This is a genomic window from Maritalea myrionectae DSM 19524, assembly GCF_000423365.1.
In the GTDB taxonomy this organism is placed as follows: Bacteria; Pseudomonadota; Alphaproteobacteria; order Rhizobiales; family Devosiaceae; genus Maritalea; species Maritalea myrionectae.
In genome coordinates, this window is the sequence record NZ_AUHV01000004.1 from 133,104 (window position 1) to 157,076 (window position 23,973).

At 51.5% G+C, this 23,973-nt stretch carries 20 protein-coding genes and 1 tRNA gene; 13 read left to right on the forward strand and 8 right to left on the reverse strand.

The features are described 5' to 3' along the window. Positions 1-39: 39 nt before the first annotated feature. The 5 genes from sufC to G549_RS0111995 are packed head-to-tail and all read left to right on the forward strand — an operon-like array spanning position 40 to position 4,029. Positions 40-795 (forward strand): Fe-S cluster assembly ATPase SufC, encoded by a 756-nt coding sequence (gene sufC, locus G549_RS0111975; protein ID WP_027835227.1) that lies wholly within the window; start codon positions 40-42, stop codon positions 793-795. A gap of 21 nt (positions 796-816) precedes the next feature. Next, entirely contained in the window at positions 817-2,016 is a 1,200-nt protein-coding gene (gene sufD, locus G549_RS20145; RefSeq protein WP_051213737.1) for a Fe-S cluster assembly protein SufD, read from the forward strand. 2 nt (positions 2,017-2,018) lie between these two features. After that, entirely contained in the window at positions 2,019-3,236 is a 1,218-nt protein-coding gene (locus G549_RS0111985) for a cysteine desulfurase (RefSeq protein WP_036222554.1), read from the forward strand. Positions 3,237-3,245: 9 nt separating this feature from the next. Continuing rightward, positions 3,246-3,641, forward strand: a complete 396-nt coding sequence (locus G549_RS0111990; protein ID WP_027835229.1) for an SUF system Fe-S cluster assembly protein — start codon at positions 3,246-3,248, stop codon at positions 3,639-3,641. 1 nt (position 3,642) lies between these two features. Further along, the gene (locus tag G549_RS0111995) at positions 3,643-4,029 is read left to right on the forward strand and encodes a HesB/IscA family protein (RefSeq protein ID WP_036222557.1); all 387 of its coding nucleotides are present in this window, start codon (positions 3,643-3,645) and stop codon (positions 4,027-4,029) included. 31 nt (positions 4,030-4,060) lie between these two features. Here G549_RS0111995 and G549_RS0112000 read toward each other — a convergent pair whose 3' ends face one another. The 3 genes from G549_RS0112000 to parE all read right to left on the reverse strand — a co-directional run bounded on the left by G549_RS0112000 (position 4,061) and on the right by parE (position 8,823). Then, positions 4,061-5,122 (reverse strand): GGDEF domain-containing protein, encoded by a 1,062-nt coding sequence (locus tag G549_RS0112000; RefSeq protein ID WP_027835231.1) that lies wholly within the window; start codon positions 5,120-5,122, stop codon positions 4,061-4,063. A gap of 116 nt (positions 5,123-5,238) precedes the next feature. Further along, positions 5,239-6,618, reverse strand: coding sequence for a DEAD/DEAH box helicase (locus tag G549_RS0112005; protein WP_027835232.1), 1,380 nt, complete (start codon positions 6,616-6,618; stop codon positions 5,239-5,241). A gap of 141 nt (positions 6,619-6,759) precedes the next feature. Next, a complete protein-coding gene (gene parE / locus G549_RS0112010; RefSeq protein ID WP_027835233.1) occupies positions 6,760-8,823 on the reverse strand; it encodes a DNA topoisomerase IV subunit B in 2,064 nt (687 codons plus the stop codon). 782 nt (positions 8,824-9,605) lie between these two features. Here parE and G549_RS20150 point away from each other — a divergent pair. The 3 genes from G549_RS20150 to G549_RS0112030 all read left to right on the forward strand — a co-directional run bounded on the left by G549_RS20150 (position 9,606) and on the right by G549_RS0112030 (position 13,077). After that, on the forward strand, positions 9,606-11,144 hold the full coding sequence (locus G549_RS20150) for an ABC-F family ATP-binding cassette domain-containing protein (protein WP_036222560.1): 1,539 nt from the start codon (positions 9,606-9,608) through the stop codon (positions 11,142-11,144). A 95-nt stretch (positions 11,145-11,239) separates the two neighbouring features. Continuing rightward, on the forward strand, positions 11,240-12,142 hold the full coding sequence (locus tag G549_RS0112025) for a sulfotransferase domain-containing protein (RefSeq protein WP_027835234.1): 903 nt from the start codon (positions 11,240-11,242) through the stop codon (positions 12,140-12,142). Between the two features lie 215 nt (positions 12,143-12,357). Further along, on the forward strand, positions 12,358-13,077 hold the full coding sequence (locus tag G549_RS0112030; protein ID WP_027835235.1) for a hypothetical protein: 720 nt from the start codon (positions 12,358-12,360) through the stop codon (positions 13,075-13,077). Between the two features lie 44 nt (positions 13,078-13,121). Here G549_RS0112030 and G549_RS0112035 read toward each other — a convergent pair whose 3' ends face one another. Beyond that, positions 13,122-14,321 (reverse strand): PQQ-dependent sugar dehydrogenase, encoded by a 1,200-nt coding sequence (locus tag G549_RS0112035; protein ID WP_027835236.1) that lies wholly within the window; start codon positions 14,319-14,321, stop codon positions 13,122-13,124. 140 nt (positions 14,322-14,461) lie between these two features. Between G549_RS0112035 and G549_RS0112040 the strand changes: the two genes are divergently transcribed. Genes G549_RS0112040 through G549_RS0112050 form a run of 3 tightly spaced genes read left to right on the forward strand, consistent with a single transcriptional unit; the run spans position 14,462 to position 18,799 of the window. Beyond that, positions 14,462-15,190, forward strand: a complete 729-nt coding sequence (locus tag G549_RS0112040) for an ABC transporter ATP-binding protein (RefSeq protein ID WP_036222563.1) — start codon at positions 14,462-14,464, stop codon at positions 15,188-15,190. Continuing rightward, a complete protein-coding gene (locus G549_RS0112045) occupies positions 15,187-17,559 on the forward strand; it encodes an ABC transporter permease (RefSeq protein WP_036222741.1) in 2,373 nt (790 codons plus the stop codon). Before G549_RS0112040 ends, G549_RS0112045 begins: the two co-directional genes overlap by 4 nt. Positions 17,560-17,563: 4 nt before the next feature. Continuing rightward, the gene (locus G549_RS0112050; protein WP_027835239.1) at positions 17,564-18,799 is read left to right on the forward strand and encodes an efflux RND transporter periplasmic adaptor subunit; all 1,236 of its coding nucleotides are present in this window, start codon (positions 17,564-17,566) and stop codon (positions 18,797-18,799) included. A gap of 48 nt (positions 18,800-18,847) precedes the next feature. On the opposite strand, the gene G549_RS0112055 is transcribed toward G549_RS0112050, so the two are convergent. From G549_RS0112055 to G549_RS0112070, 4 genes are all read right to left on the reverse strand, one after another. Then, a complete protein-coding gene (locus G549_RS0112055) occupies positions 18,848-19,726 on the reverse strand; it encodes a hypothetical protein (RefSeq protein WP_027835240.1) in 879 nt (292 codons plus the stop codon). 1 nt (position 19,727) lies between these two features. Next, a complete protein-coding gene (locus G549_RS0112060; RefSeq protein ID WP_027835241.1) occupies positions 19,728-20,123 on the reverse strand; it encodes a GntR family transcriptional regulator in 396 nt (131 codons plus the stop codon). A gap of 156 nt (positions 20,124-20,279) precedes the next feature. Further along, positions 20,280-21,689 (reverse strand): type I glutamate--ammonia ligase, encoded by a 1,410-nt coding sequence (gene glnA, locus G549_RS0112065; RefSeq protein ID WP_027835242.1) that lies wholly within the window; start codon positions 21,687-21,689, stop codon positions 20,280-20,282. A 52-nt stretch (positions 21,690-21,741) separates the two neighbouring features. Next, on the reverse strand, positions 21,742-22,080 hold the full coding sequence (locus G549_RS0112070) for a P-II family nitrogen regulator (protein ID WP_027835243.1): 339 nt from the start codon (positions 22,078-22,080) through the stop codon (positions 21,742-21,744). A 382-nt stretch (positions 22,081-22,462) separates the two neighbouring features. Here G549_RS0112070 and G549_RS0112080 point away from each other — a divergent pair. Together G549_RS0112080 and tig are read left to right on the forward strand one after the other, a co-directional pair. Beyond that, positions 22,463-22,546 (forward strand) — tRNA-Leu (locus tag G549_RS0112080). A 50-nt stretch (positions 22,547-22,596) separates the two neighbouring features. Next, entirely contained in the window at positions 22,597-23,973 is a 1,377-nt protein-coding gene (gene tig, locus G549_RS0112085; protein WP_027835244.1) for a trigger factor, read from the forward strand.

The window sequence follows — 23,973 nt, forward strand, 5'->3', positions numbered from 1 at the left end:
TTGCGGCGCGAGAATTGAGGACATGAAATGACAACGCCAATTCTGGAAATTAAAAATCTCCACGTGAAAGTGGAAGACGAAGACAAGCAAATCCTGAAAGGTGTGGATTTGACCCTGCCTGCCGGTGAAGTGCACGCAATTATGGGCCGGAACGGCTCTGGCAAATCAACACTTTCATATGTGTTGGCGGGCAAAGAAGGCTATGAAGTTACCGAAGGTCAGGTCCTGTTCATGGGTGAAGACCTGTTGGAAATGGGTGCGGACGAGCGCGCGGCAGCGGGCCTGTTCTTGGCGTTCCAATATCCGATCGAAATTCCTGGTGTTGCCACCATGACCTTCTTGAAAGCGGCTTTGAACGCGCAGCGCAAAACACGCGGCGAAGAAGAGTTGAAAATTCCTGATTTCATGAAGCTTGTGAAAGACGCAGCCAACCAGTTGGAAATCAACCAAGATATGTTGAAGCGTCCGCTGAATGTTGGTTTTTCTGGCGGGGAAAAGAAGCGTGCGGAAATCTTGCAAATGGCGCTGATGCAGCCATCGCTTTGCGTGCTTGATGAAACCGACTCTGGCCTCGATATTGATGCGTTGAAAGTGGTTTCTGATGGTGTGAACCATTTGCGTGATGCCAATCGCTCAATGCTTGTCATTACCCACTATCAGCGTTTGTTGAACTATATCGTGCCTGATCGTGTGCACGTGTTCTCAGACGGTCGTGTGGTTGAAAGTGGTGATCGCGAGTTGGCGCTTGAGCTTGAGAAAAAAGGCTATGCCGAGTTTGACGGCACTGCTGCTTAATCCAACGCTGGAGCGAAATTCATGGAACAACATATTGTGAAACTGACGGATGCCGAAAACCAGCTTGCGGATTTGTTGCAAGCGGCTGGCGCGGCGGACGCAAAGGCGGCGCTCACCGAGCATGGTTTGCCGCATCGTCGGATTGAAGAATATCACTATACCGATTTGCGCACCTTGTTGCGCGATGTCCCGGCTGAACTGGCGAAAGCCAATGATGATTTGCCAAGCGAACAATTTAACGGCTTTAGCCGCGTTGTTATCGTGAACGGCAAGTTGGTGCATGCGGATGCAATTGACGGCGTTGAAATTAAGTCTGTGGATGTGGCCAAAAAAGTTGGCGATGATCAGATCATCAATTTGATGGATGGGTTTGCCCAAAGTCAGATCGAAATTTCGATTTCAAAATCGCTCAATAAGCCAATCCACATTGCTCAGGTGCATGCGGGGGCGGATAGTGTTGCGGCCAGCAAGCTGAAGGTGACTTCGGCCGATGGCGTAGAAGCGACCATTATCGAGACGTTTGAAGGGCAGAATGATCGCGGCTTGCGGTTCGCGGACTGCGCCATGGATGTGGCAGCCAATTCGAACTTGCTGCATCTTCAACTTGATCAAAACGCCACAGGCGCCCGTCAATTTGTGCAAAATTGCTATGATTTGCACGAAAAGGCGAACTTGCGCACTTTTGTGACCCACGCCAATTTCCAGCTGGGCCGTACAGATGTTAAGGCGGAGTTTAAAGGCGAGGGCGCCCATGCCGACTTCGCAGGCTTGACCCTTTTGATGGACAAGCAGCATGGCGATTTCACGTTGAATGTGAACCACGCCGTGCCGAACACCACAAGCACGGAAAGCTTTAAGTCTATCGTGCGGGATCGCGCCAAAGCGATTTTCCAAGGCAAAATCATTGTGGCGCCGGATGCGCAAAAAACTGATGCGCAGATGATGAGCCAAGGCTTGTTGCTGTCTGAACGCGCTGAAGTTTTGGTGAAGCCTGAGCTTGAGATTTTCGCTGACGACGTGTTGTGCGCCCACGGGGCAACTTGCGGCGAGTTGGATGCAGATGCGCTGTTCTATTTGATGAGCCGCGGCATTCCACGTGCGGAAGCAGAATCTATGTTGATTAAAGCCTTTTTGGCGGAATTGTTCGACGAAATTGAAGATGAGCAAATTCACGCCAAATTGGAAAACCGCGTGGATGCGTGGTTGGCGGCAACGGAGTAATTATGCTGGATCTTGGCAAAATTCGTGGTGATTTTCCCATTCTGTCGGAAGAAGTGAACGGGCATCCGCTTGTTTATCTCGACAGTGGGGCATCGGCGCAAAAACCTAACCAGGTTTTGGAGCGGATACAGCACGCCTATGCGCACGAATATGCCAATGTGCATCGTGGATTACATACGTTATCCAATCGCGCCACAGAGGCGTTTGAAGATGCGCGCACCAAGGTGCAAAAGTTTCTCAACGCGGAGCGGGTGGACGAGATTGTGTTCACACGCTCGGCCACAGAAGCCATCAATTTGGTCGCGCAAAGCTTTGTGGGACCAAAAATTGGTGAGGGTGATGAGATCATCATCACCAAGATGGAGCACCATTCCAACATTGTGCCGTGGCACTTTTTGCGCGAACGTCAGGGCGCGGTGATCAAATGGGTGGATGTTGCCGAAGATGGCAGCTTTGACTTGGACCAATTTGAAGCCGCGATCACAGATCGCACCAAAATTGTGGCGATTACGCACATGTCCAACGTGATGGGCACGATTGTGCCGATCAAAAAAGTCACAGAAATAGCGCATTCGCGTGGTATTCCTGTGATGGTGGATGGGTCGCAAGGTGCGGTGCATTTGCCGGTTGATGTGCAGGATTTGGGCGTCGACTTCTATGTCGCCACGGGCCACAAGCTATATGGCCCGACTGGCATTGGCATTCTTTACGGCAAATATGATCGTTTGTTAGACACACGACCTTTCCAAGGTGGTGGCGAGATGATCGCCGATGTGTTTGAGGACAATGTGACCTATGCCGAGCCGCCACATCGGTTTGAAGCGGGCACGCCGCCCATTGTGCAAGCCATTGGCTTGGGCGCGGCAATCGACTATATTGAAAGCATTGGCCGCGACAATATCAAAGCGCATGAAGATGAAATTGGTGACTATGCGCGGCAAGAGCTTTTAAAAATCAATGCGTTGCGGCTGATTGGCGATGCGCCCGGCAAAGGAGCCATCTTCTCGTTTGCCATTGAAAATGTACATGCCCACGATCTGTCGACGATCCTTGATCGTTACGGTGTTGCGGTGCGGGCGGGCAGCCATTGTGCGCAGCCCTTGCTAAAAAGATTTGGCGTGACCTCTACATGTCGCGCTTCATTCGCCCTATATAATGGGAAAGATGATGTGGATGCGTTGGTTCAAGCCATTGGCAAAGCGCAGACATTCTTTGGTTAGGAGAAGAAAATGAGCGAAACAGAAACTGCACAAGCAGAGCCAGTCAGCCCGAATGCGGCGACGATCTCGACTGAAAGCTCGAATCTTTCTCCGCAAGAGATCGAGCAGTTGACCGACAATATCGTTGGGGCGCTGAAAACGGTCTATGACCCTGAAATTCCTGTCGATATTTACGAGCTTGGGCTTATTTATAAGGTTGATCTCGATGACAACCGCAACATCACAATCGACATGACGCTTACGGCGCCGGGCTGTCCGGTGGCTGGCGAAATGCCGATTTGGGTGGAAAATGCTGTGGCCTCGGTTGAAGGCGTACAGGATGTTAAAGTGAACATGGTATTTGATCCTCCATGGGATCAGACACGCATGTCAGAAGAGGCGATGGTCGCCCTGAATTGGTGGTAAAATGGCTTTGAAAATCATGAGCATAACCGAACGGGCCGCCGACGAGGTGAAGAGCATTATCGCGCAATCAGGCGATGATGACGTGATCGGTGTGCGCGTTGGGGTAAAGAATGCCGGCTGTGCTGGCATGGCTTATACCCTTGATTATGTGAAAGAAAAGACGCCAGGCGATGACCATGTGAGCGAGCATGGGGTGGACGTCTTTGTCGACCCAAAAGCAACGATGTTTCTTTTGGGCACGCAGATGGACTTTAAGGAAGAGCTGCTTGGCTCTGAATTCACCTTCAACAACCCGAACCAAACAGGTTCGTGCGGTTGCGGCGAGAGCGTTATGCTTGAGCCTGCAGATTTGAAAGCGCTTGCAGAAGCACGTGCGAACGCTGACTAGCGGATCTGTTCGCGAATAATCTATTGAAAACTTAAGCGACTTTTGGTTTGCGGAACTCTTCGTCAGTTTCGCAAATCACGCGGTTACGCCCGCAACGCTTGGCGGTGTACAAACACCCATCAGCACGATCGATCAGTTCATGAATTGATTCTTCGTGCCGGAATTGCGCTGCGCCGATAGAAACGGTGATCCGGCCCAACTTCTCGTTAGTGGAGCGTTTGAGCAATTCTTTGGCATGGACAGCTTTGCGAATTTTTTCGGCAATGGTGCGCGCGCCGCGAATGTCGGTGTCGGGCAGGATTGCTGCGAATTCTTCGCCACCAAAGCGAGATGCATGATCTCTGCCTTTGAGGTTTGACTTCACTGTCATTGCAACAAGACGCAAAACCTGGTCACCTGTTTGGTGGCCGTAATTGTCGTTAAACGCCTTAAAGTGATCAATATCCATCATCAACAAGCAGAATGTTGTGCCTGTCTTTTTAGACAGTTCAAGCACTTGCTTTAGACGCTGATCAAAGCTCTTGCGGTTGGCGATTTTGGTAAGTGGGTCCAGCATTGTTTCGCGGCGTGCCGTATCCAAGTCCCGCTTGAGGCTCGAAATATCTTGTTTTGATACTTTGAGTTTTTCTTCGAGGTTCTTGTTGGCTTCCTGCATTTTTTGCGTTTCGTGCAAAAGCTGCTTTGCCAAAATGCGCAACGCTTCTTGATCAACTGCGCCAAGCAATTGTTGCTCGGCCTTGTCCAATGACCCTGAGTAGCCTTCCGCCGTGTCGATGGCGTCATCCATGGCGCGATTAACCGCGTCAATTTTGGATGACATCTCTTGCGAAACGCTGGTCAGTCGTGATTCAAGGTCAGATGGATTGTCAAAGAACTCGCGATAAACCTGCAACACATTTTCCATTGAAAGTGTGTTGTCTTCGCCCAATAGCATATTAAGCCGCTCATTAAGCTGCTCGTTGATGCCCGAAGCATAGGTGTAGCAAAGTTCGTAAAAGTGGGGATAGGGCGGAATCTTCGCGCGCTTGAGCATGCCCAAAGCGGCAAAGGAGTACTCGAGAGTACGTTGATAGTCATGTTCAGATACAAGCATATCTTTTTCCGAACCAGACTTTGGGATAGTTGCAATTTGATGCAATTTCCCCAAAGCTTATTTACCCACTCAGTGTTTCTAATGCGCGATCTATAAAGATTGCGTTAAAAACAGCTCTAACTTGCGCGCCGAACCGGACGGAGCAAGAAGGCGGGCACCTGGTCAGATTGACCAAATGGCACACGATCTTGATTGTCATGTCCTGAACGCTTCTTGCGGCCAGTTTTTGTTGATTTTGGTGATTCTGTCGAGGGGGCCTCGGCGCTTTTTTCAGCGTTTTCAGCCGGTTGCTGCTTTTTACCACCGCGCGTACGCTTGGGGCGCTCGCTTTTCGGCTTCTCTTGTGCGGCATTGTCACCACCATCTTGTTGGAAGGTTTCAACAGGAATGGTTTGCTCGATCAGTTTTTCAATTGCCGTCAAATATTTTTCATCCGCTTTTGTGACCAAGCTGATCGCTTGTCCCGAACGGCCCGCGCGACCTGTGCGACCGATTCTATGTACGTAATCTTCCGCATGGGTGGGTACATCGAAATTATAGACGTGGCTTACTTCGGGAATATCGAGCCCGCGGGCAGCAACATCACTGGCCACGAGAATTTTGATTTTACCAGCCTTAAAGCCATCCAATGTTGCCATGCGGCTTTTTTGATCCATATCGCCATGCAGTGCGCCGGCATTAAACCCATGTCGCTCAAGTGAACGGGTGAGGGTGGCAATGTCGCGCTTGCGATTGCAGAAAACGATGGCGTTGTTCAATTCTTTCGCCGCATTGATTTGATCACGCAAAGCAGCGCGCTTTTCAAATGGCTTGGTGCCGACCTTGACCGCTTTTTGCGTGATGGTCTCGGCAGTAGAATTTTGCCGTGCGACTTCGATACGCTCAGGATTGGTCAGGAATTTGCTGGTCAGTTTTGCGATTTCATCTGGCATAGTTGCAGAGAATAGCAAGGTTTGACGACGTTTCGGCAACAGTGCGCTCACACGTTCAATATCCGGCACAAAGCCCATATCCAACATGCGGTCAGCTTCGTCGATGACGAAAATTTCAACGCCGGTCATCAGCAAACGGCCGCGTTCAAAATGATCAAGCAAACGGCCGGGGGTCGCGATCAAGACATCAGCGCCACGGTCCAGCTTTTTGTTCTGCTCTTCAAAGGAAACGCCACCAATCAACAAGGCTACGGTGAGCTTGTGATTTTTGCCGTATTTTTCAAAGTTTTCATGAACTTGTGCGGCCAATTCGCGTGTTGGTTCCAAGATCAGGGTGCGCGGCATACGCGCTCTGGCCCGACCTTTGCCCAGCAAGGTCAACATGGGCAAAACAAACGAAGCTGTTTTCCCTGTGCCTGTTTGAGCAATCCCGACAATATCTCGCTTTTCGAGAATGTGTGGGATGGCTTTTTGCTGAATATCAGTTGGCTGCGTGTAACCTGCGTCAGTTACCGCATCGACAACGGATTGGCTCAATCCAAGATTTGAAAATTTTTCGCTCAAGTAAATACGTCCACTCTGCCAGTTGTTTTGGTCGTGATATGTTTAGTGGCCCCGCGCACGAGACCATAACGACAATAGCCGCTAAGTCAATGGGTTATTAGGAAACTTTCTTAACGGCTGGGATCTGAACTGGCGATGAATTTAGATGTCCAGGTCGTCAACAAAGGCTGCATTTTCCTGAATAAACTGAAAACGCAGTTCGGGTTTGTTGCCCATAAGCCGGTCAATGCTTTTCTTGGTGTCGTCGAATTCACTTGCAACATCAATGCGCAACAGTGTCCGAGACCCCGGTTTCATGGTGGTTTCTTTAAGGTGCTTGAAGGGCATTTCGCCCAAGCCTTTAAAGCGGGTGATTTCAACTTTGCCACGCCCCGTAAACTCTTCCGCCATCAGCCGGTCTTTGTCGGCATCATCTTTGGCATAAAGGGTTTTTGCCCCTTGGGTGATGCGGTAAAGCGGCGGTACGGCCAAGAACAGATGGCCGTCGCGAATGAGGTCCGGCATTTCCTGGAAGAAGAATGTCATCAAAAGGGCTGCGATGTGGGCGCCGTCTACGTCGGCATCGGTCATGATGATGATTTTGTCATAGCGAAGATCGTCGCCGCGATATTTTTCGCGGGTGCCGCAACCGAGCGCTTGGGCTATATCTGCGATTTGTTGGTTGGCGGTGACTTTGTCGCGCGTTGCCCCTGCAACGTTCAAGATTTTACCGCGCAACGGCAACACAGCTTGGTTGGCGCGATTGCGTGCTTGTTTGGCACTGCCGCCCGCTGAATCGCCCTCTACAATAAAGATTTCGGCACCTTGTGCCGCGCCTTGCGAACAGTCCGCCAGTTTGCCCGGCAGCCGTAGGCGGCGCGTGGCGCTTTTGCGGTCGATCTCTTTTTCTTTACGGCGGCGCAATCGATCTTCGGCGCGCTCAATGCTCCAATCAAGCAATTTGCTGGCTTGGTTTGGCGATGCGGCCAGCCAATGGTCGAAGGCATCGCGCACGGCGTTTTCAACGATCTTGGTGGCTTCGGTCGTCGAAAGCTTATCTTTGGTTTGGCCAACAAACTCAGGCTCACGAATAAAGGCAGACAACACTGCGCTACATGTCGACAAAACATCTTCGGCGGTCAGAATGGAGGCGCGTTTATTGCCTGTCAGATCGGCATAGGCTTTCAGACCGCGCAATAAAGCGGCGCGCAAACCTGCTTCATGGGTGCCGCCATCCTGTGTTGGCACCGTGTTACAATAAGACGAGACAAAATTGTCCCCGAGGGTGAAGGCGATGGCCCATTCGACGGTGCCATGCTTGCCCGCAGCGCCGGCACGGCCAGCGAAAATCTCTTCGACAATGCGGGTGCGGCCTTCAACCCGATGTTCGACATAGTCTTTCAACCCATTTGGGAAATGGAGGGTCTTTTTCGGCGGTGTGTCACTGCCTTCGACCAATTCTGGGTCGCACGACCAACGGATTTCAACACCAGCAAACAAATAGGCTTTTGCCTGCGACATTTCGAAAATGCGCTTTGGTGCAAAGCGGGCCGCCTCGCCAAAGATTTGTGCGTCGGGGTGAAACTTGATGGTGGTGCCGCGGCGGTTACGCACTTGGCCGAGATTTTCAATGCCTGTGACCGCATGGCCGCGAGAGAATTTTTGCACATAGAGCGTCTGGTCGCGCGCAACTTCAACGATCAAATCGTCGGAAAGCGCGTTGACCACGGAAACACCTACGCCGTGTAGACCGCCCGATGTTTCATAGGCTTTGGAATCAAACTTACCGCCAGCGTGCAGGGTGGTCATGATGATTTCGAGCGTGGAGCGCCCGGGAAACTTTGGATGTTCTTCCACCGGAATGCCGCGACCATTATCGGTGATGGCCAAATAGCCCTCGGCATCCAGATGAACTTCAATGCGCGATGCGTGGCCCGCGATCGCTTCATCCATTGAGTTGTCGATGATTTCGGCAAACAAATGGTGCAGGGCATTAATATCGGTGCCGCCAATATACATGCCGGGGCGACGGCGGACAGGCTCTAGGCCTTCAAGCACCTCAATATCTTGCGCACTATAGGAGAGGTTCTCCTTTGAGGCCGCAGGCATGACATTGGGTTTTTTAGGATCTGGGCGCGCAGATTTGTTTTCAGGGGTCGCGCTTTCCGTTTTGCTCGGTTCGTCGCTGCCGCCAATTGTTGAAAACAGATCGTCACTATTGCTCATATTCTAACGCCTCGAATCATCTCTTATGCCTTGCTTACCATATTTGTTGGCCCGGGCGCTTGGTCAATCACTTCACCTGGAAAATTGCCGCTTTGCGGGACTTATCGACTGATTTTGAAAAAACAAAAGAAAAGATTTTTTTCTGGCGTAATTTTTCGGTGATTTACAGGTGAATTAAGTGCGGCTGTTTCAGAATGAGACCCTTAAGTGGTTGAAGCGACTGAAAGTCGAACAAGTAGTAAAGGTTTGTTTAACTTTATGCCTGACTAAGCTGCGGAAATTATTGATAAAATCTTTCTGAGGCGTCAGCACTTTTTTAACAACGTGCTGCTAAAAATCATTTCATACGGTCGAAGAGTTTGGAGTTCCCGTATGAGTGTCAGAGCGAAAACCAGCGTAACCGGATCTTTTGCCACGACATTATCCAATTGGATGGTGCAAGTCGGATTTAATAGTTTTGCGTACCGACTTGCCCATATCCAAATGCCCAGACATTTTCTGTCTGTTGGTTTAGCCCTCGTTTTCTTTTTTGTTTGATCTCTTGCCAAATCGCGTTTTGGTTGGTTAGTTTTGCATGAGAAGCAATGTCGCTTCCCCCGGAGGGCGATGGATTTGGCACATCAATATCGTTTATATTTCGGACCTCGTTGGGCCCTATTTCAAAATTTGAAGTAGGGCGGGCGCAAAAGGTCGAAACATCTTTGTGACTCGCTTAATGGCGTCATCCTTTTGATGACGTGGATTTCATTGGCCTATGGCCAGCATAAATAGCGACAAAGATTATGACGATATTACAATTTCAATCCATCAGTGCGATTGCGCGCGACATCCTATTCCAAAACTTAGATCTGACGCTCAATAAGGGCGATTGCTTGGGCCTTGTGGCCGGCAACGGGCAGGGCAAGACCACGCTGTTGCGGCAGATTGTGGGTCAGTTAGATCCACATCAAGGGCAAATCATCACCTCTCGCGGCACCAAGATCGGCTATATGCCGCAGGAATTGGCCGCCGATGATTTGCCGCTAACGGTGCGTGATTATGTGTTGTCAGCACTACCCGCAGATCAACGCGACTTCGAGGCATGGCGTGTGGATGTGGCGCTGAATGATTTGGCTGTGCCTTATGACTATTTTGATTATCAGTTGGCAGAATTGTCTGGCGGTTGGCGTCGACTGGTGATGATGGCGCGGCTGTTGGTGGGTGAACCTGATATTTTGGTGTTGGATGAACCGACCAACCATTTGGATTTGGAAAAAATCTACCTGATTGAGCGGGTGTTGAAGGCAATGCAAGGCAAGGTGGTGACGGTGTTGACCAGTCATGACCGGGCATTTTTAGACATTGTGACCAACAAGACCTTGTTTTTGCGGCCCGGCACCTGCCTTTCGTTTGATGTGTCCTATTCTCATGCCCGGATCGCGCTTGAGGAATTGGATCAGGCCGCGCGAAACAAGGCCGAGCGCGACATGAAGGAAATCAATCGCCTGCGCACCAACGCGGCCAAGCTTTATAATGTGGGGTTGAATAGCGGTTCAGACCTGCTGCAAACGAAGGCGAAGCAGCTCAAGGTGCGTGCAGCCAAAATTGAGGATCAGATTGGGGCATTGCATAAAGACCGACAAGGCGATGTGACACTTGCCAATCGGGGCTCTCATGCCAAGGTGGCAATGAGCTTTGATCATTATCAAGTGGCAACGCCTGATGGGGGAAAGCTTTTTTCGATTGAAAAGCTGTTTCACTATCAGGGCGACCGCATCGTGGTGTTGGCGGAGAATGGCCGGGGTAAAACCCAGCTGATCAAGGCTGTCCGTCGTGCACTGAGTGGCCAGGAAGTGGCCGGCATTTGGACAACGCCCTCTAATGTGGTGGCCTATGCGGATCAGAATTTGGATATGCTGCCGGATAAGCAATCGCCATTGAGTTTTGTGACGGAGCATTTTGATGTGGGGGACCAGCGGGCGAAGGGATTGCTGGCCAATATCGGCTATATATATGAGCAGCAAAGCCAGCCGATTGCCCAATTGTCCTTTGGGCAACGGACGCGGTTGGTGCTGCTGGCGCTGCGCTTGACGGAGCCGAACTTTTATTTGTTAGACGAACCAACCAATCATTTGGACATTGATGGGCGTGAACAATTGGAGCGGGAATTGGTGGAGCGCGAACCCAGCGCTTTGGTGATTTCACATGATCGGCATTTTGTGCGGGCCGTGGGCACGCGGTTCTTTGAAATTGACCGGCGAGACCGTTTGATTGAGGTGGATAGCCCAGAGCCATTCTTTGATCGGTTGCAGGCAAAAGAAGTGGCGGCCGTTAACGGCTAGAATAGAAAATCCTGTTCATGCATGGCGGCAGGGTTGTCGCCATGATGAAAGCCTTGTAAAACGCGCAGCAAGAATTTGATTAAAAGCGAGTGATTATGAGTGAAGCGAAGGGTCGGCCACTATTTTGGATCGCGTCATATCCCCATAGCGGAGATTTGGCAGTGCGTTCGTTTCTGCAACAGGCCGCAAAAATTAAAGGCTATCGCCCGAATGAGCCGGCAAGCCTAGAATATATCAATCGTGATGTGCCGTGGGATACAGATGTCTGGTTCTATCGCGAAGTGATCGGTAAGGCCCCCTCGGAAATGAGTGAGCCGGAAATCGCGGCGGCGCGCCCTAAAATTCACGATTATCTATCGAAAAAATATCCCGGATTGCCGTTCGTCAAAACGCATGCGGTTCGTGCTGAGTTTCATGATGTTCTCAGCATCAACACGAAGGTTTCCGGTGGCAGTGTTTATTTGATCCGCAATCCGTTGAATCTGGTGATGGCATTTGCCTATGCCGGTAAAAAACAGCCGCTTGATGCGATAAAATTGTTGGCCACCACGGAATATCGGCAGCCAACAACTGCGCAGAACGCCCTCGAGCCTTGGGGCTCCTGGTCGGAGAACGTGCAAAGCTGGACTGAGCCAACTTTGGCGCATGATCTGGTGGTGCGGTTTGAAGATTTACTGAATGATCCACACGCGCAATTTAAGCGCCTTGCGGATCATATGCGTCTTGGACTTGATCCCAAAGAGTTGAAAACAGCGGCTGATGAGGCGGTCAAGGCCGTTGGCTTTGCTGGGCAAAAGGCATCAAACGAGCCGTGGAAAAAAGGCTTGAGCCCCGCCTATGCGCGCGCTGTTTTGGAAGTGCATGCGCAACAAATGGTGCGGTTTGGTTACCTAACCAATGAGGTGCTGAACTTTGCAGAAGTAGAGCGGGACACCGTGCTGCGGTCATCAGCGGCGCTTCGGCAGATGGAAGCGGCAAATATGAATGTTGCGCACTAAATAAGCGCAGGCGCTTTGTATGAGATTGAGAAGGGCCGGGGATTTCCCCGGCCTCTTTTGTTTTTGATGCCCATTTAGCTGCCCGAACTAATTGAAGTTCATTTGGTTTCAAAAGAAACCAGTTTGTGGCGTGGGAATCGCATATAATGAGTTCATATTTTTGCGGCGGCACCTGAGCGTGCTTTTTATTTTTATAATAATTTTTGGAGTGAATTTTGATAAATGCAGAATTCGAGGATTTGCTCTTGTCGGTAAAACCGGCAAGCGCTGAAGCCTTTTATGAAACCATCTATACCAAATGTCGGGCCGTGGATTTGAGTGCAGGGGCAGGGCTGGATTTATTTCGCGGCCTAGCCAGTTGGCAGCAGCGGCAGACTGATCCTGTGCTGCAGTCCTATGGATTTTTATATCTTTCCGCGCTGCTTGATTCCGGTCAGATCGAGCCGACGGCTTTGCCTGTTGGCGCGATCGAAGCGTGCATTGTCCCTTATGTGGAGGCTGCTTCTGCCCATCACGTATTAAGCGCGGACGGCTATTTTATCCATTTTATGAACCACATGACGTTCTTTGTGGGGTCTGCCATTGAGCATATGAGTTACAATTATGACGATCGGCGCGCGTTGGTGGATTTGTTGCTGACAATCTATTTGGATGCGCGCAAGAACTTTTCTGCCAATGAAGAGCTTTGCCTTGCCGAGCTTATTTTGCGGGCCAATTTAAGTGTCGATCAATATACGGGACTTTTGGCGCGGCTTGTGCCGCTGTCCCCCAGTGGCTTTGACGGTGAATGGCTGATTGTGACGTGGCAAAACAGCAATAGGCGCAATCTGGCTATGGTGCTCCACTTGCTGGGGCAAAAGGTGGGCACATTGCCCGCACGCGCCATTGCTGATTGCTTGGACGCACATTCAGCCCATTATCTCGGCGCGAAGTGATCGCCTTCGCGCCTTCACGGGCGTGTTGAATCCACATCCGGACACTATTCCCCAGTGATCCGCACCACTTTGCCATTGCCGGAATCGGTAAGGGCGAGGATGGAGCCGTCCTTATCGATCTCAATATCGCGAACGCGGCCAAGTTCGGGGAGTAGGCGTTCTTCGCCGGTCACGCTGTCACCATCCAGCGCCAGGCGCACAATGCCGCCGGGATTGAGCGATGAGGCGATGATGTTGCCGTTCCAGTCAGAAAGCACGTCGCCAGTTTTAAAATCAAAGCCACCCGGCGCGATCACCGGATCCCAATAATAACGTGGTTCTGTGAAGCCTTCGGCACGCGGTTTGCCGCTGCCGATGGGGCGGCCGCCATAGGTTTCGCCATAGCTGACCACGGGCCAACCGTAGTTGGCGCCTGCCTGCAGCTTGTTCAACTCGTCGCCGCCTCTGGGGCCATGACCCAGCACCCAGACATCATCGGTGCCGGGGCGCAGAGCCGCGCCTTGCAGGTTGCGCAGGCCAAGCGCATAAATGCTGTCTATCGCGTTCGCTTGGCCGACAAAGGGGTTGTCTGTTGGTGTTTCACCATTTGGGGTGACGCGGATGACTTTGCCGTAGGTCTTATCCAAATGCTGTGCATATTCGCGTTCCTGACGTGAGGAGTGTTCACCCGTGGTGATATAGGCAAATCCGTTATGCAAGACAATGCGGCTGCCATAGTGCATAGGGGTTGGAGACGGGGGCTGCTGCACAAAAATGTCCTGCACTTGGGTGAGCGTGCGCATATCTTCGGACAGGACAGCGCGCGCGGCGGCGGTGGATGATGTGCCGCTGCCCATCGGCTTTGAATAGGTCAGAAATATCACGCGGCTTTTCTCAAAATCCGGGGCCAGCGCAACATCAAGCAGGCCGCCCTGTCGTCGATTAAAGACCTGCGGCACGCCTTCAATTGGGGCATCGACCAAATTGCCTTGGGCGTCGATATGGCGCAAACGCCCTTCGCGCTCAGTCACCAAATATCCGCCGTTGGGCAGCACTGCAATGCCCCATGGATGCGTGAGGCCCGTGGCGATTTCTTCTACGTTTAGGGACACCTCACTTTGCATGATCGGCGCACGTGTTTGGTTTTCAAACGCGGGGGCAAATTCGGGCACATTTTTTGGGCCCCCATAGGCTGCATCTTGCGCGGCGACGGGCGCAACCAGTGCGGCGACGAAAAGGGTGGCGGACAAAGACTTGATCAGCATTGGTGAACTCCTCAGCTTGCGTGGGACTTAATAGTGAAACGAGCGTGGCGGCGAATTGGTTTCATTTCAAATTGAGCCAGATAAGCGTGGCAAGTTGATGTCGGTCAATTTATGCGCCGCGAATTGTTTTATGTTGAGGTATGGCAAAGATTAATGAAGCCGATTTGGCAAAAGCATATGTGGTGGAAGAACTGACCAAGACCTACGGCGAGGGGCGCACGGCTGTGCATGCCCTGCGCGGGGTGAACTTGGAGATCGGCCGGGGTGAAATCGTGGTTTTGCTGGGGCCGTCGGGTAGCGGCAAGTCGACCCTGCTCAATATTTTGGGTGGCCTTGATAAGGCCACCAGCGGGTCGGCGAAGTTTGGCGGCATGTGTTTGACTGAAATGAATGACCGGGCGTTGACCATGTATCGGCGCAATCATGTGGGGTTTGTTTTTCAGTTCTACAATTTGATGCCCAGCCTGACCGCGCGCGAAAATGTTGAGCTGGTCACTGAGATTGCTGACGACCCGATGAGCGCTGATGACGCGCTTCATCTGGTGGGGTTGGGGAAGCGATTGGATCACTTTCCAGCGCAGCTTTCAGGCGGTGAGCAGCAGCGGGTGGCGATTGCGCGGGCGGTGGCCAAACAGCCTGATGTTTTGTTTTGTGATGAGCCGACAGGCGCTTTGGATAGCGCCACGGGGCGGGCTGTGTTGCGGGTGTTGCAGGATGTGAATGAAACATTGGGCACCACTGTTTTCATCATCACCCACGCAGCGGCCACTGCGGCCATGGCAGATCGCGTGATCCATTTTGCCGATGGCGCCATCCGCGAAGTGGTGTTGAACAAAGAACGTCTTGCCGCAGAGGAGATCGAGTGGTGAGACGGCTCAAACCGCTTCATGCCAAATTGACGCGTGACTTATGGCGAATCAAGGGACAAGCGCTGGCGATTATGCTGGTGATAGGCATTGGTGTTGCCTTGCAGGTCATGATGACGGGGCTTGTGGCCTCGCTTTCACAGACGCGCGACGCCTATTATGAGCGGCATCAATTTGCGCAGGTTTTTGCCCCTGTGTCGCGGGCGCCCGAGCATGTGGCCGGGCAATTGCATGACATACCGGGCGTGGCGACCGTGCAGACCCGTATTTCAGGCATGGGATTGATCGACATCCCCACGCGCGAGATTCCTGTGTCCGCACGTATCCTATCTCTGCCGACGCATGAGTTGCGGCATCTCAATGAGATTCGATTGACAGCAGGGCGACGCCCAGACAGCGGGAAATCAGCCGAGATTGTGCTTCTTGATAGCTTTGCCGCGGCGCACAGCATTGTGCCGGGCGATCAAATTGAAGTGACGCTGAATGGTTCGCGGCGGACTTTTGATGTTGTTGGCACCGCCCAATCGCCCGAATTCATTTATTATGCAGCGCCGGGGGAAATGATCCCCGATGATGCCCGGTTTGGCGTGATCTGGATTGGACGACCGGCACTGGCAGCGGCGCTTGATCTTGAAGGGGCGTTTAATGAGGCATTGATCACTTTGTTGCGTGGTGCGGTGGTGGATGCCGTGTTGGATGATGTTGATCGCGTGCTTGAGCCTTATGGCTCGCCGGGCGCATACGGGCTGGCAGATCATCCCTCGGATCGGTTTATATCGGAAGAAATTGCGGGCCTTGAAATCTCGGCCAAGAATGTGCCGCCCATCTTCATGCTGGTGGCGGCATTTTTGCTTTATATTGTAACCAGTCGCACGATCCAATCTGAACGCGAAGAAATCGGATTGATGAAGGCATTTGGCTATACGGATACAGAAGTGAGCGGCCATTATGTGCAGCTTGTGGTGATCATCGCGCTAAGCGGGGCTTTGTTTGGTTGCCTGCTCGGTGTTGGGTTGGGGCGGATGACCATTCCGCTTTACACAACTTATTATAAATTGCCCTTTCTTCTGTTTCGTTTGGAATTCTCCTCCTTTGTAACGGGTATTTTGACCAGCGTATTTGTGGCGACATTGGGCGGCGCATTTGCGTTGCGTCGTGTGTTTCGCTTGACCCCGGCGGAAGCGATGCGGCCTGCGGCGCCGCCAGACTTTTCGAAAGCGGGCGCCGTTGGGTCCCATGTGATGACATTTCTTGATCAGCCCACACGCATGGTGGTGCGGCGCCTGGTGCGGCAACCCTGGCGCATGATGGGTGCTGTGGCGGGGATCGCCGCAGGCATGGCGCTTAGCCTGTCGATGCTGATTATTTATGAGGGTTTTGACACGGTTCTCGACAGAACGTTCAACGTTATCGACAGATCCGACGCGACGGTGAGTTTTGTGACCAACGCGCCCGTCAAAACGATTTTTGAGTTAGAGCGTTTACCGGGCGTGACCTTGGCCGAGCCTGTGCGCAACGTGGCGGTGGTGCTGCGCAATGGGCGCCGCAGCCATTCCGGCGCGGTGACAGGGTTGGCGCCTCAGTCGCAATTGTTTCGGGCGCTTGATTCCAACGCGGCACCAATTCCCTTGCCCACGCGGGGGATTGTGCTGTCGACACCGCTGGCCGATATCCTCGATGTGGGCATTGGTGATCGCATCACTGTGGATATTCGCGAGGGCAGCCAAATGGTTGTTTCGACGCGCGTTGCAGGCATTGCGCAAAGTTTGATTGGGTCGCCGGCCTTTATGGACATTGACGCGTTGAACAGTTTAATGGGCGAGCCATTGCGCGTATCTGGTGCCTATCTTTCAATTTATGATGGCGAGCAAGACGCGATCTATACTGCCCTAAAGGGTATGCCGATGGTGGCCGGGGTGAGCTTGCGGCGAGAAGCCGAGCAGGCGTTCCAAGAGGTCATGAACCAGGGCGCAGGGTCCTCGCGCTTTATCATGGGCTTCATGGCTTTCGCGATTACGTTCGGTATTATCTATAATGTGGCCCGGGTTGCGCAGGATGAGCGGGCGCGGGACCTGGCGAGTTTGCGGGTTATGGGGTTCTATAAAAGCGAAACGGCTTTTGTATTGCTCGGCGAACTCGGCGCTGTGACCCTAGTGGCGCTTCCGTTGGGTGTGTTGTTGGGCAATGGCCTGACGACCCTGATTGCCGCCGGTTTTTCTACGGACCTTTATCAAATTCCTGTCGTATATGCCCCAAAGGCATATGGGACCGCAATTGCCGTTGTCGTCGGCGCAGCACTCGCATCCGGGTGGCTGGTGTGGCGAGACCTCGGCCGATCTGACATCACCTTGGCTTTGAAGACAAGAGAGTAACATTATGCCCAAACGCGCAAAAATTTCTCGAAACCTATTCATCTTTGCGGCCGTTGCGGCTGTATCTGCAACGATTGCACTGACGCTTATGCCAAAACCCACCGAGGTGGATTTAGGTGTCGTCAATCGGGGTGACCTTGCGGTGACCATCGACGAGGAGGGCCGCACACGGGTGCGGGAAACCTATACGGTTTCGACCCCGGTTGCCGGACGATTGCTGCGCGTTGAGATGCATGCGGGCGATTTGGTGACGCAAGGTGAAACGGTTGTGGCCAAGATGCGGCCGATCAATCCGGCTGTGCTGGACAGCCGCACGCGAGAGCAGGCGATTGCGGCGGTGGATGTGGCGCGGGCCTCGCTGCGGGTTGCGGAAGCCAATTTGAATGCGGCCATTGCAAGCGAGGAACTTGCTGAAGCTGCGTTTAGACGCACCCGTGCGCTTGCGGAGCGCGGCATTGAAAGCGAAGCCACGCTCGAACGGGCGGAGGGCAATTTACGGTCCAGCCGTGCTAGCCGCGAAACGGCAGAGGCCGCCATTGCCATGCGCGAAGCCGAGTTGGCGAATGCGCGCGCAAGCCTGAATGGTCGTGAAGATATTGGCCAGGCAGATGCGGGTGGCGATCATGACGGTGATGAAATTCCGCTTTATGCGCCGATCGATGGGCGCATTTTGCAGGTGTTGCAAGAAAGTGAAACCACTTTGCCCGTCGGTGCGCCCATTATGGAGATTGGTGATGTTGCCTCCGATTTGGAGGTGGTTTCAGAGTTGATTTCCTCTGATGCAGTTCAGGTGAGCGAAGGCGACCCAGTGATCCTGCGGGATTGGGGCGGCGACAATGATTTGCGCGGCAAAGTGCGGCGGGTGCACCCTTTCGGGGAGACCAAATATTCTGCCCTTGGCGTGGAAGAGCAACGGGTGCGTGTGGAAATTGATCTGCTTAGCCCGATTGAGGAGCGCACGGCGCTTGGGCATGGCTATCGGCTTGAGGTTGCTATTGTGGTTTGGCAAGCAAACGATGTTTTGCTGGTGCCCGCCAGTGCTCTGTTTCGTGAAGATGGCAATTGGTCAGTATTTGTGGCCAAGGATGGCGAGGCGCAATTGACGCAGATTGAAATTGGACAAAGCAATGGTGTGTTGACCCAAGTGGTCAGTGGCATTGAAGAGGGGGATCAAGTGATCCTTTATCCCTCTGCTGCGATTGAGCAGGGCAGCAAAATTGTGCCACGCGCCAAAGAATAGACAAAAGGGCGCCAATGATGGCGCCCTTCGTCAATGTGTCCACAGGACTTATGCTGTCTCTGCCTTATAGACATCAAAGTCGACAGATTTGATCGAATAGGTGCGCATCAGTTGCCCAATGCCGAAGATCACCATGAATTGTACATATCCGCTGAGAAATAGTGGTTCATACATATCCAAGCGGTACAGATTGACCAGCTCCATGATGATCAAAAACAGGCTCATGCCGATGCTGGCGAAAATGTTCACTTGCACCACCGTCTGAATATTTCTGATCTGATCCTGATAGGATTGGTGCGGATCGGATTTTTTGCCATTGATTGCCCGATAAATCTTGAATGCGAACAGCATCTGGATGGGAAAAATGATCATGGTGAGATAATGATTCCATTGCCATGGCGTGCCATCATTATTGATGGTGAGGTATAGGACGAACCAGGTGATCAACAAGCCCCCGGCCAAACCCACCCATATTGGAGAAATGAAATCAAACAGCCGACGTGGACGCAGGTCCGCTGTGCGTTTGCTGGGTTGAACTGTGGCGCGCACATGGGCGTGCCAGCGCCATGTAGCAAATTCAATATAAAAGCAGGGCACCATTTGCAGGATCGCGAACAAGAGCACGAACAGAATATGACCGTTCTGCTTGATTTCATGGGGTGAATAATAAGTAATCGCCATGGCAATCAGAAGTGCTATGCCCAGATTCCCGATGGCCATGTTCATCAATTTGAAGCGGGTGAGTGTGCGCCGGATGACGGCCTCGGGCTCGGCATAAAAAGTGCTTTCATAAAGCTTTGGATATTGCTCGGGCGGGCAGGTTTCCAGCACATAAGTGGTGCGGCGCACGATTTTCGCAGGGTAGTAGAATGAGATCAATATCACCTGGCTTAGAAGTACGATGTAAAACACAACGTCGATCCACATATTAATCTCCAATGTTCTGTTTGTTTTGGTTGTTCATGCAGGCTTGAAAAGCGATGCGAATTTCAGAATCGGTCACGCCAGCAGCGCGCAATTTGCCCGTTGCATCTGCCAATATTTCATGTGTCCAAGCATTGAGATCTGTCGCGCTGTTTGATTTGGCATCGGCATGCACATAGGTGCCGCGATAGCCCTTGGTGACGATGATCTTGTCGCGTTCCAGCAATTTGTAGGCTTTGGCCACGGTCTTACTGTTGATTTCCAAATCATTCGCCAATTGCCGAATGGACGGTAGCGGCGCGCCAGGGCTGAGCGCGTTGGTTTGCACCGCCAGCTTGATTTGCGCGATCAGTTGCGAAAAGAGCGGCTCTTCATTTTCGATATCGATGACAATCTTCATATCCTCTATATGTATTATATGTACCCCTATGTCAAATGGTACATTTTGAGTGAGGAACGCGTTGGGGTATGCGTGTTGGATTTGGGCAAAAAAAGAGGGCGCCCGGAGGCGCCCTAAGGTTTAGGTATTGCTACCTAGGGGATAGGAGGGAATTCCTTATGAGGAATAATACATGTCAAACTCAACTGGGTGAGGTGTGTGCTCGAAGCGGATAACCTCTTCCATTTTCAGTGCAATGTATGCATCGATTTGGTCGTCATCGAACACGCCGCCAGCTTTCAAGAAGTCGCGGTCTGAATCCAACGCTTCCAAAGCTTCGCGCAATGAAGACGCCACAGTTGGGATTTCTTTCAACTCTTCAGCTGGCAACTCATACAAATCTTTATCCATTGGATCGCCAGGATTGATTTTGTTTTTGATGCCATCAAGGCCAGCCATCAACAAGGCAGAGAACGCCAAATATGGGTTGGCCATTGGATCTGGGTAACGCACTTCAACGCGCTTCGCTTTAGGTGACGAACCGAATGGAATACGGCAAGACGCAGAGCGGTTACGCGCTGAGTAAGCCAACAATACGGGTGCTTCAAAGCCCGGAACCAAACGCTTGTAAGAGTTGGTTGATGGGTTTGTGAAGGCGTTTGTTGCTTTAGCGTGCTTGATGATGCCGCCAATGAAGTGCAAGCACTGCTCTGACAAGCCTGCATAGCCGTCGCCAGCGAAGTTTGGCTTACCATCTTTCCAGATAGACAAGTGACAGTGCATGCCTGTGCCGTTATCGCCATAAACTGGCTTTGGCATAAAGGTTGCTGTTTTGCCGTAGGCTTGAGCGACTTGGTGCACGCCATATTTGTAGATTTGCACTTGGTCGGCAATGCGGGTCAATGTGTCGAACTTGATGCCCAATTCGTGCTGAGCAGACGCCACTTCGTGGTGGTGCTTTTCAACAGTTACGCCCATTTCTTTCAACACAGTCAGCATTTCTGAACGCATATCTTGCGCGCTGTCCAAAGGAGGCACTGGGAAGTAGCCTTCTTTTTGGCTGATATGGTGACCCATATTGCCTGCTTCATAGCGTGTGTCTGTGTTGGTTGGCAGTTCGATGTTATCGAGCTGGAAGCTGGTGTTGTATGGATCAGCTTTAAAGCGCACATCGTCAAAGATGAAGAATTCTGGCTCTGGACCAACAACAACTGTGTCACCAATGCCTGATGATTTCACATAGGCTTCAGCTTTTTTCGCTGTGGTGCGCGGGTCACGGTTGTATGATTCAAATGTGGCTGGCTCAAGAATGTCGCAATTGATGGCCAAAGTTGCCTGGCCGAAAAACGGGTCCATATGAGCTGTTTCATTGTCTGGCATCAACACCATGTCTGACTCGTTGATGGCTTTCCAACCACCGATAGATGAGCCGTCAAACATGACGCCATCTTCAAACATGTCTTCGTCGACAGCGCTCACGTCCATAGTGACGTGCTGCAGCTTGCCGCGTGGGTCAGTGAAGCGCAAATCAACAAATTGTACGTCTTCGTCTTTGATCAGTTTCAGAATATCGTTAGCAGTTGTCATTGATCTATCCTGTTATCCCTTGTTGGGTTTTACTATTTAGTTGGTTGTTGACTTAGATTGCGTCTTCGTCGGTTTCCCCGGTACGAATCCGTATGGCTTGATCGATCGTGGAAACAAAAATCTTGCCGTCGCCGATGCGCCCGGTTTGGGCCGCGTTGCGGATGGCTTCAACAGCCTCTTCCGCCATATGATCGGCCACAACGATCTCAATTTTCACTTTCGGCAGAAAATCCACTACATATTCTGCGCCGCGGTAAAGCTCGGTATGGCCTTTCTGGCGGCCAAAACCCTTTACCTCGGTAACTGTTATCCCCTGAAAGCCAGCGTCTTGAAGGGCCTCTTTGACCTCATCAAGTTTAAATGGCTTCACAATAGCTTCTATTTTTTTCACGAGACCCATTCTCCATAAGGCTTTGGTTCGTCTGCCCCTACATATGCATGCCGCGTGCCAGTTTTTGCCAAGGTGGCGAAGTGTTTAAAAATCAATTACTTATGCGTTTGCGGTTAAAATTGCGGCAGTCCGCTTTGGTTGTCTTTGCCTAAATAATGAGCAAGCTGCCTTTTTTTTAGGCAGTCGATTTGGAGGTGTCTTTAGGTCACTTCGTTGCTGAGGCAGGTGACAAATGTGTGGTTTTTTGACCAACAGGTGAGGGCGAAACGGGAAAAATGTCAGTTTTTCGAGAAATAGAGCAAAAAAATCACGAAAGTGCTTTGACTGTTGTTTGCAATTGGGTTAGACCCAGCGCCGACTTCATCGCTGAGGGAAGTTATTGGCGGGTGTGGTGAAATTGGTAGACACGCTAGATTTAGGTTCTAGTGCCTCAGGCGTGGGGGTTCAAGTCCCTCCACCCGCACCATTCTTCCCAGCGAACAATGATCGATCGAATTAAAGAACGGGATATTCCGCATGCAGGTTTCTGAAACCCTCAATGAAGGGCTGAAGCGTAAGCTCGAAATGAGCATTCCAGCTTCTGAACTCAATGAGAAGCTCGACGCCAAATTGAACGAACTCAAGGACCAAGTGAACATTAAGGGCTTCCGTCCTGGCAAAGTTCCTTTTGCGCACTTGAAAAAGGTTTATGGCCGTTCTGTCATGGGTGACGTTATTCAAGAGACTGTGAACACTGCTGTTCAGTCTTCTTTGACCGAGCGCGATGAAAAAGCTGCTGCGCAGCCAGAAATCGACTTTGGCGAAGACGAAGCCGTTTTGAACGAAGTTTTTGAAGGCAATAAAGATTTGGACTTCTCAGTTGCGTATGAGATTTTGCCAAATGTTGAATTGATGGACTTCAAAAAAATCAAAATTGAACGTCCTATTGTTGAAGCAGACGAGAAAGAAGTCGATGAGCAGTTTAATGCTGTGATCGATCAGAACCGTCCGTTTGAAGCTAAAGACGGCAAAGCTGCCGATGGCGATCGCGTAACAATGTCTTTCTTGGGCAAAGTTGACGGCGAACCATTTGAAGGCGGCCAATCAGATTCAACACCATTGGTGCTTGGTTCTGGCCAGTTTATCCCAGGTTTTGAAGAGCAGCTTGTTGGCTTGAAAAAAGGCGACAAAAAAGTTGTTGAAGTGAAATTCCCTGAGGAATATCGCGCTGAAGACTTGGCTGGTAAGGACGCAACGTTCGACGTTGAAGTGCTTGAGGTGGAAACACCTGCCAAAGTTGAGATCGACGATGAATTCGCCAAAACTCTTGGTTTGGAATCAATTGCACAATTGCGTGAAATGATCACAGACCAGTTGAAAGGCCAGTTGGACGGTTTGACACGTCGTCGCGTGAAGCGGGAAGTTTTGGACGCTTTGGATGAAGCGCACAAATTTGACGTGCCTGAGCAGTTGGTTGACCTTGAGTTTAAAGGCATTTGGGACCGTGTGATGCACGATATCGAGCATCATGGTCGTAGCTTTGAAGATGAAGGCACAACCGAAGAGAAAGCTCGCGAAGAATATCGCGCGATTGCTGACCGTCGGGTGCGTTTGGGCCTCGTGATTGCTGAAATCGGCAATAAAAACGAGATTGAAGTGACCGAAGAAGAACACCAAAAAGCGTTGATCGCGGAAGTGCAGAAATATCCTGGTCAAGAGCAGCAAGTATATGACTATTTCCGTAACAACCAACAAGCTTTGGCTGGCCTTCGTGCGCCAATCTTTGAAGACAAAGTTGTTGATTACGTGATTGAACTGGCTGAAGTGACTGACAAGAAAGTCACCAAAGAAGAATTGATCAAACTGGTTGAAGAGAGCGAAGAAGAAGACCTCGAGCCTCACAACCACGACTAA

Coding starts and splice junctions, on each gene's coding strand:
- G549_RS0111985 (WP_036222554.1), top strand. CDS start 2,019: ATGCTGGATCTTGGCAAAATTCGTGGTGATTTTCCCATTCTGTCGGAA.
- parE (WP_027835233.1), bottom strand. CDS start 8,823: ATGAGCAATAGTGACGATCTGTTTTCAACAATTGGCGGCAGCGACGAA.
- glnA (WP_027835242.1), bottom strand. CDS start 21,689: ATGACAACTGCTAACGATATTCTGAAACTGATCAAAGACGAAGACGTA.
- G549_RS0112060 (WP_027835241.1), bottom strand. CDS start 20,123: ATGAAGATTGTCATCGATATCGAAAATGAAGAGCCGCTCTTTTCGCAA.
- G549_RS0112055 (WP_027835240.1), bottom strand. CDS start 19,726: ATGTGGATCGACGTTGTGTTTTACATCGTACTTCTAAGCCAGGTGATA.
- G549_RS20150 (WP_036222560.1), top strand. CDS start 9,606: ATGACGATATTACAATTTCAATCCATCAGTGCGATTGCGCGCGACATC.
- G549_RS0112035 (WP_027835236.1), bottom strand. CDS start 14,321: ATGCTGATCAAGTCTTTGTCCGCCACCCTTTTCGTCGCCGCACTGGTT.
- tig (WP_027835244.1), top strand. CDS start 22,597: ATGCAGGTTTCTGAAACCCTCAATGAAGGGCTGAAGCGTAAGCTCGAA.
- G549_RS0112000 (WP_027835231.1), bottom strand. CDS start 5,122: ATGCTTGTATCTGAACATGACTATCAACGTACTCTCGAGTACTCCTTT.
- G549_RS0112050 (WP_027835239.1), top strand. CDS start 17,564: ATGCCCAAACGCGCAAAAATTTCTCGAAACCTATTCATCTTTGCGGCC.
- G549_RS0112025 (WP_027835234.1), top strand. CDS start 11,240: ATGAGTGAAGCGAAGGGTCGGCCACTATTTTGGATCGCGTCATATCCC.
- sufD (WP_051213737.1), top strand. CDS start 817: ATGGAACAACATATTGTGAAACTGACGGATGCCGAAAACCAGCTTGCG.
- G549_RS0112040 (WP_036222563.1), top strand. CDS start 14,462: ATGGCAAAGATTAATGAAGCCGATTTGGCAAAAGCATATGTGGTGGAA.
- G549_RS0111995 (WP_036222557.1), top strand. CDS start 3,643: ATGGCTTTGAAAATCATGAGCATAACCGAACGGGCCGCCGACGAGGTG.
- G549_RS0111990 (WP_027835229.1), top strand. CDS start 3,246: ATGAGCGAAACAGAAACTGCACAAGCAGAGCCAGTCAGCCCGAATGCG.